We start from the raw sequence: 8821 nt of genomic DNA, 5'->3' as shown, positions 1-8821 counted from the left end.
GGGGACAACCTCGGCCCTTCCCCACAGGCGGGGGGGTGGGGGGACCCAGCGGGGGGGGAAGTGTGCTTGTGGTGGGGCGCCGGCGGGCGCGGCCCGCCGGCCGCGCCCCCCGCGCGCCGCCCCCCCCCCGCCGGCCGTTGTTCCGGCCGGGCCGCAGGTGCTATACCGGGCAGCAGCCCGGTGTCGCGACGACGCGATGCCACGAACGACCGGAGGGTCTGGTGGCACACCGTGCTGTGCGTTCGTCCGCCGTGGTCGCGGCCCTGACCGTGCCCGTCCTCCTGCTGGGGGCCGCCACCGCCGTGGCCGCTCCGCCGGGGCGGCAGCTGACGATCGAGACCGTGTCGAACCCGCGGCCCGCCCTCGTCAGCGGGGGACAGGTGCTGGTCAAGGTGGCCCCGGCGGACAAGCGGGTCACCGTCAGCCTCAACGGCCACGACGTCACCTCGAGCTTCCGCGCCCAGCCGGACGGCAGCCTGCTCGGCCTGGTCACCGGCCTGCGCGCCGGCGGCAACGACCTCAGCGCCCGGACGCGGGACCGGCGGGCGAACCTGCGCGTCACCGACCACCCGAGCACCGGGCCCGTCTTCTCCGGCGCGCAGCAGCTCCCGTTCTACTGCGAAACCCAGGCGTTCGGCCTCCCCGCGGCGCAGCAGCCGCTGTGCAGCGCGCCGACCCAGGTCAGCTACCAGTACCGGACCACCGCCGGGACGTTCGCGCCGCTCGCGGACCCGGCGGCCCGGCCCGCGGACCTCGCGACGGCCACGGTCGGCGGGCACACGCTGCCCTACGTCGTCCGCGTCGAGCGGGGCACGATCGACCGCGCCGTCTACGAGATCGCGGCGCTGTACGACGGCACGCCGTCGCCCGTCGCGCCGGAGGCCGGCTGGAACGGGAAGCTGGTCTACACCTTCGGCGGCGGCTGCAACGCGGGCTACCACCAGGGCACTTCGACCGGCGGGGTGGTCAACGACCTGTTCCTGGCCCGGGGCTACGCGGTCGCGTCCTCGACGCTCAACGTGCTCGACAACAACTGCAGCCCGATCATCTCGGCCGAGGCCGCGATGATGGTCAAGGAGCACTTCGCCGAGACCTACGGCCCGATCGCCCACACCATCGGCTGGGGCGGCTCGGGCGGGGCGATCCAGCAGTACGACATCGCGGAGAACTACCCCGGGATCGTCGACGGCATCATCCCCGGCGTCTCGTTCCCGGACCCGCTGAGCACCGGTGGCCCGGTGTCGGACTGCCGTCTGCTGGAGCGGTACTTCGCCGGGCCGGGCGCGTCGTTCACCGCGGCGCAGAAGCAGGCCGTCGCGGGCTTCGGCAGCTACGACACCTGCGTGTCCTGGGACAAGACGTTCGCCAGCCGCGCCACGGCAATCGGCAGCTGCAACGCGGCCATCCCGGTCGCGGCGCGGTGGGATCCGGTCACCAACCCGCGCGGGGTGAAGTGCAACTCGAATGAGCAGCTGGTCAACCAGCTCGGGCGGGATCCGCGGACCGGGTTCGTGCGCAGCCCGCTGGACACCGTCGGCGTGCAGTACGGCCTGAACGCGCTGAAGGCCGGCGCGATCACCGCGGCCCAGTTCGTGGACCTCAACGCGGCCATCGGCGGCCTCGATTTCACCGGAACACCGGTGCCGCAACGGATCGCGGCCGACCCGAAGGCCCTGGCCACGGTGTACGCCGAGGACATCCTGAACTCCGCGTCGCAAGGCCTGCGGGAGACGCCGATCATCGACCAGCGCACCGACCTCGACTTCGCCGGGTTCGGCAACGACATCCACACCACCGAGTGGTCCTACGTGCTGCGGCAACGGCTTCTGCGCGCCAACGGCACCGCGGGCAACCAGGTCATCATCGAAAACCACGCCACCCCGGCCGAAGCGGCGGCCGCCAGCGCCTACGAACTCGACGCCATGGACCGCTGGCTCACCGCGATCGACGCCGACGGCTCACACCGCAGCCGCCGGCAGAAGGTGCTGGCGAACCGCCCGGCCGACCTCGGCGACGGCTGCTACCTGGCACCCGCGTCGCGGATCACCGAGAAGCTGACCTACCCGGCGAGCGGTCAGTGCGGCGCGCAGTACCCGGTCGCGGCCAACACCCGGATGGTCGCGGGGGAGAGCCTGGCCCTCGACGTGCTGAAGTGCCGGCTGAAGCCCGTGGACTTCCGCGACTACCCGGTCACCTTCACCGCGGCGGAGCGGCAGCGGCTGCGGACGGCGTTCCCCGACGGCGTCTGCGACTACCGCCGTCCCGGCGTCGGGCAGCGCGCCCCGATCGGGACCTGGCTGAGCTACGGCGACGAACGGACCGGCACCACCCCGCCGACACAGCCGCGGTGATTGCGGTATACCCGAAGCGGTGGAGGAAATCCGGACCGAATTCATCCAGCCGCTGCTGACGTCGTTGTCCGCGCACCCCGCGGACCGCCCCGCCTACTCCGACGGGCGGCGGACGCTGACCCACGGCGAGCTGGCCCGCGCCAGTGCCGAGCTCGCCGCCGGGCTCGGCGTCTCCCGGGGCGATCGCGTGCTGATCCACGTCGGCAGCCGGGTCGAGTTCGTCGTCGCCCTGCTGGCGGTGCTGCGGGCGGCGGCGATCGGGGTGCCGGTGAGCGCGCGGTCGACCGAGGCCGAGCTCGCCCGCCTGGCCGACGACTCGGGGGCGACGCTCCTGATCACCGAGGCACGGCACGCCCCGGCGGCGGAACGGCTGGGGCTGCGGGTGCTCTTCGTCGAGGACCCGCCACCGGCGGAGGCGGGGCCGCCGCGCGACGACCTCGGGCTGGACGAGCCGGCTTGGCTGCTCTACACCTCCGGCACCACCGGCCGGCCGAAAGGCGTTCTCCTTTCGCAGCGGGCGATGCTGTGGTCGACGGCCGCCTGCTACGTCCCCGTCTTCGGGATCGAGGCCGCGGACACCGTGGTGTGGCCGCTGCCGCTCCACCACGCCTACGCCCTTTCGCTCGCCTTCACCGCGACGATCGCGCTCGGCGCCCACACCCGCCTCGCCGACGGCTGCTCGCCGGAGTTGCTCGCCGAGTACCCGGGCTGCGTGCTCGCGGGGGTGCCGGCCACCTACCACCGGCTCCACCAGGAGGCCGACGGCCCGGTCGTCCCGCCGAGGCTGTGCCTGACCGGCGGAGCGCCGTGCACGCCGGCGACCCGCGCCGCGGTCCGGGACCTGTTCGGCCTGCCCCTCGTCGACGGCTACGGGAGCACCGAAACGGGCGGCAAGGTCGCGGTGGAGCGACCGGGGGTACCGGGACTGGTCCCAGTACCCGGTATGGACGTCCGGATCGACGCGGGGGAGGTGCTCGTCCGCGGCCCGGGACTGCTGCTGGGCTACCACGGGCGAACCGGATCGCCGCTGCAGGACGGCTGGTACCGCACCGGCGACGCCGGCCGGTTCGAAGACGGCCGCCTGGTGCTGGCCGGCCGGGTCGACGACGTGATCGTCTGCGGCGGCCAGAACGTCCACCCGACCGAAATCGAAGCGGTGCTGGAGGAAGCGCCGTCGGTGCGGGAGGTCCTGGTGACCGGGCGCCCCGACGACGTCGTCGGGCAGGTGCCGGTGGCGTTCGTGGTCGCCGGGCTCGGCGGCTTCGACGCCGAGGAGCTGCGGCGCCTCTGCCTGAGCCGGCTGTCGCTGCACAAGGTTCCGGTGGCCTACCTCGAAATCGAAGCGATCCCGCGGACGGCGTCGGGCAAACCGAAGCGGAACGCGCTGAAGCAGCCGGATCTCGCCGCGGTGGTGCGGGCCGAGCTGACGGCCCTCTGCGGCCACGACGGCGGCGACGGGTGGCGGGACCGGCCGTTCACCGACCTCGGGTTGTCCTCCCTCGCGGGGGTGCAGTTCCGGCACCGGATCACCGCGCTGACCGGCGTGCCCGTCCCGCACTCGCTGATCTACGACTTCCCCACGCCGGGCGCGGTGATCGCCGAGCTGACCCGGCTCGGCTCGGCCCGCCCCGAGGAACCCGTGCGGACGGCCCCGCCGCCGTCCGCGGAGCCGATCGCCGTCGTGGCCATGGCCTGCCGGTTCCCCGGCGGGGTGCGCTCGCCGGAGGACCTGTGGCGGCTGGTGGCGGACCGGGTGGACGCGACCGGGGAGTTCCCCGCCGACCGCGGCTGGGACGTGGCCGGGTTGTACGACCCGGACCCGGACCGGATCGGCCACTCGGTGACCCGCCGCGGTGGGTTCCTCGACGGGTTCGCGGACTTCGACCCCGGGATGTTCGGCATCTCCCCGCGGGAGGCCCTGGCCACCGACCCGCAGCACCGGGTGCTCCTGGAGACGTCGTGGGAGGCGTTCGAGCGGGCCGGTCTCGACGTCCCGGCGCTGCGCGGCAGCGACACCGGCGTGTTCGTCGGCGTGATGAACGAGGACTACGCGAGCCGGTTCACCACCGCCCACGAACTCGAGGCGTGGCTGGGCATCGGCTCTTCGCACGCGGTGGCCTCGGGCCGGATCTCCTACACCTTCGGGCTCACCGGGCCGACGCTCACCGTCGACACGGCCTGCTCGTCTTCGCTGGTCGCCCTGCACCTGGCCGTGAAAGCGCTGCGCGAGGGGGAGTGTTCGCTCGCCCTTGCCGGCGGCGCCACGGTGATGGCCACCCCGCGGACGTTCCTGGCCTTCAGCCGGCAGCGCGGCCTCTCCCCGGACGGCCGCTGCCGGTCCTACGCGGCCGGAGCGGACGGCACGGCGTGGTCGGAGGGCGCCGGGGTGGTCCTGCTGGAACGGCTGTCCGACGCCCGCCGGCACGGGCACCCGGTGCTGGCCGTGCTGCGCGGCACCGCGGTGAACGCCGACGGCGCGTCGAACGGCCTGACCGCGCCCAGCGGCCGGGCCCAGCAGGCGCTGATCGCGGCGGCGCTCGCGGACGCGGGGCTGACCGCGGCGGACGTCGACGCCGTCGAAGGGCACGGGACGGGAACGCCGCTGGGCGACCCGATCGAGGCGGACGCGCTGATCGCGGCCTACGGGCGTGCCCCGCGCCGGGATCCGCTCCGGGAGCCGCTCCGGCTCGGCTCGGTGAAGTCGAACATCGGCCACACCCAGGCCGCGGCCGGGATCGCCGGCGTGATCAAGATGGTGACGGCGTTGCAGCACGGGGAATTGCCGCCGTCGCTGCACGCGGACGAGCCGAGCCCGCACGTCGACTGGTCGGCCGGCGGGGTGGCGCTGCTGGCGGAGGCCCGGCCGTGGCCGCGTTCGGACCGGGTGCGCCGGGCGGGGGTGTCGGCCTTCGGCATCGGCGGCACCAACGCGCACGTGATCGTCGAGGAGGCACCGCCGCCGGATTCTCCCGCCCGCCGGCCGTTTCCCGCGGCGCCCTGGCTGCTCAGCGCCGCGGACCCCGACGCACTCCGGCTCGTTGCGGCCGGTCTGGCCGACGCGCCCGACACCGTCGACGTCGCCTACACCCTCGCCCGGCGGACCCCCCTTGCCCACCGTGTACTGGTGCCCGCGGCGAACCGGGAGGCCTTGCGTGCCGTCGCCGACGGGCGCGTGCCCGGCCGGACCGTCCGGGCGGGAACCCGGCTGGCCGTCGTGTTCGGCGGGCAGGGCGCGCAGCGGGCCGGGATGGGCCGGGAGCTGGCCGGGCGGTTCCCGGTGTTCGCCGACGCCTTCGCCGAGGCGTGCGACGCCCTGAACGTCGACATCGCCTTCACCGGAGAAGCCCTGGACCGCACCGATCACGCGCAGGCCGCGCTGTTCGCCTTCGGCGTCGCGCAGTACCGCTTGTTCGAATCGTGGGGACTGCGCCCCGATGTCCTGCTGGGCCATTCGATCGGGGAGATCACCGCCGCGCACGTCGCCGGAGTGCTGTCGCTGGCGGACGCGGCGACGCTCGTGGCGGCGCGCGGCCGGCTCATGGCCGCGCTGCCCGGCGACGGGGTGATGATCGCCGTCGAGGCCACCGAAGCCGACGTGGCGCCCTTCGTGGGCGACACCGTTGCCATCGCCGCCGTCAACGGCCCGCGTTCGGTGGTGCTCTCCGGGGAAAGAGCCGCGACGACGGCGCTCGCCGATCGCTTCGGTGGCGGGACGCGGCTGCGCGTCAGCCACGCCTTCCATTCGCCGTTGCTGGAACCGATGCTGGCGGAGTTCCACGAGGTCGCGGCCGGGCTGCCGCACCGCCGCCCGGCCCTCCCGCTCGTCTCGTGCGTGACCGGGGAACCGGTCGAGGAGATCGAGCCCGGCCACTGGCGCCGGCACGCCCGTTCGACCGTGCGGTTCGCCGACGCGCTCGCCACGGCGGCGGCCCCCGGGCCGGCCGCCGGCCTCGAGATCGGGCCGGCGCCGACGCTCGGCCGCCTGGCCGCGGACGTCCTGCCGCTGGCGCCGGCGACGATGTCGGGCACCGGGGTGCTGGCCGCGGCGGGCGTGGTGCACACCGCGGGTGTCCGCGTGGACTGGCCCGCGGTGTTCGCCGGCTCGGGCGCGCGGATCACCCCGCTGCCCACCTACCCGTTCAAGCGCACGCGGTACTGGCTGGACCAGCCGTCCCCGGAGCAGGACAGCGGTGACCACGCGGTGCTCGGCCCGGCGCTGGAGGCGCCCGACTCGCCGCGGGTCGTGCACGGCGGCTCGCTCGGCGTCCGCCGCCACCGGTGGCTCGCCGACCACGTCGTCGGCGGATCCGTGCTGGTGCCCGGGACGGTGTTCGCTGAGCTGGCCCTGCACGCCGGCGGCGCGGGCGTCGAGGAACTCACCATCGAAGCCCCGCTGCGCCTGGACACCGAGGACGTCCACGTCCAGGTCGTCGTGGACGAGCCGAGGATCGACGTCTACGCCCGGGCCCGCGACGGCAAGCAGTGGCGGAAGCACGCCGGCGGGAAGCTGCGCCCTCGCGGCCCGCTCCCGCCCGCCTGGAGCGGGCCGTGGCCACCGGCCGGGGCCGCGGAAGCCGACGTCGCCGAGGCCTACCGCGCGCACGCCTACGGGCCCGCCTTCCAAGCGGTGCACCGGTTGTGGCTGCGCGATGCGGAGTTCTTCGCCGAGGTCGAGGTGCCGCCGGGCGTCGGGGGCCGGTTCGAGCTGCACCCGGTCCTGCTGGACGCGGCCGTGCACGCGACCGCGCTGGCCGAGGGACCGGCGGCCGAGCAGCGGGTGCCGTTCCTCTGGAACGGTGTCGAGGTCTACGCGCCGGGCATTCGCCGAGCCCGGGTGCACGGCGTCCGTCTCGGCGCCGGCTCCGTCCGCGTCACGCTGTACGACGAAGCCGGGAACCCGGCGGCCGGGATCGAATCGCTGACGACCCGGCCGATGGCGGCCCCCGACACGATGCTCTACCGTCCACAGTGGATTCCGATCCCGCCGGCGGCGGCGACGGAACCGGTCCGGACCGTCGAAATCGCCGGGACACCGGGTGACGTGCGGGCGGCGGCCGGACACGCCCTGTCGGTGCTCCACGACTGGCAGGGCAGCGGCGACCGGTTGCTGCTGGTCACCCGCAACGCGACCGGTCCCGATCCCGACCCGGCCGCCGCGGCGGCCTGGGGACTGGGCTGCGCGGCCGCGGCGGAACACCCGGGCCGGATCGGCCTGGTCGACCTCGAGCCGGGGTTCCCGGTGACGCGGGTGGCCGACCTCGTGGGCGGCAGCGCGGAACCGCAGATCGCCCTCCGCGACGGCGTGCCGCACGTCCTGCGCATCACCCGCGCCGCCCCGGCCCCGGCGCGGCCGATCGACCCGGCCGGGACGGTGCTGATCACCGGCGGGACGGGCGCGCTCGGCGCGCTGCTGGCCCGGCACCTGGTGGTCGCGCACGACGTCCGGCACCTCCTGCTGGTGAGCCGTCGCGGGCCGGAGGCGCCCGGCGCCTCGGAACTGCTCGCGTCCCTGCGGGACCTCGGCGCGCAGGTCCGGATCGTCGCGGCCGACGTCGCGGACCGCGCGACCGTGGCCGGCCTGGTCGCCGGCTGCGAGCCGCCGTTGACGGCGGTGGTGCACAGCGCGGCCGTGGTCGACGACGGGGTACTGGCGGCCCAGACCCCGGAGCGCCTCGACGTCGTGCTGCGCCCCAAGGCGGACGCGGCCCTGGTCCTCGACGAGGTGACCCGCGACCTGCCGCTGACGGCGTTCGTCCTGTTCTCCTCGGTCGCCGGCGTGTTCGGCAAGGCGGGCCAGGCCAACTACGCGGCGGCGAACCGGACGCTGGACGCCCTGGCCTGCCGCCGGCACGCGGCCGGGCGCCTGGCGTTGTCCCTGGCGTGGGGGCTGTGGGAGCTGGGCACCGGCCTCGGCGACCGCATCTCGGCCACGGCCCGGCGGCGCATCCAGGCGTCCGGCGTCGAAGGATTGACCGCCGAGCAGGGCCTGGCCCTGTTCGACGCGGCCCTCGGCTCGCCCGAACCCGTGCTGGTCCCGGTCCGCTTCGACCCGTCGGCGCCACTGGCCCCGCTCACCGGCGGTGCGGCCGCCCGCCCGGCGCCGGTGCGGTCGAGCTGGCCGGCGAACCCGGCCGAGCCGGAGTTGCGCGACCTGCTGCGCGCGGAGGTCGCGGCGGTCCTGGGCCACCCGGACGCCGCCGTGATCGCCGACGACCGCCCGTTCCCGGAGCTCGGGTTCGATTCGCTCACCGTGATCGAGCTGCGCACCCGCCTCACGGAATTGTCGGGCCTGGACTTGCCGGCCACGGTCGTCTTCGACCGGCCGACCGTCGCCGAGCTGGCGCGGTACCTGCTGGATGCCCGGGTCCCGGCGGAAGGAGCGCGGACGTGACACCGGTCGCGCTCGCCGGGAATCACCGACGAATGCGGCGGCGGCGTGATCTTCCGGCCGCCGACCTCTCGGCTCCGTT

2 protein-coding genes are annotated in these 8821 nt (G+C 75.2%); both read left to right on the top strand.

Going from position 1 to position 8821, the window contains the following annotated elements; genetic code table 11:
• The first annotated feature begins 221 nt into the window (after window positions 1–221).
• Entirely contained in the window at window positions 222–2351 is a 2130-nt protein-coding gene (locus ACWEF6_RS05525) for a DUF6351 family protein (RefSeq protein ID WP_449681796.1), read from the top strand.
• Window positions 2352–2370: 19 nt separating this feature from the next.
• Window positions 2371–8742 (top strand): beta-ketoacyl synthase N-terminal-like domain-containing protein, encoded by a 6372-nt coding sequence (locus ACWEF6_RS05520; protein WP_449681795.1) that lies wholly within the window; start codon window positions 2371–2373, stop codon window positions 8740–8742.
• Window positions 8743–8821: the final 79 nt, after the last annotated feature.

This window comes from Amycolatopsis sp. NPDC004772, assembly GCF_053601215.1.
This window is presented reverse-complemented; position numbering and strand designations above follow the sequence as displayed.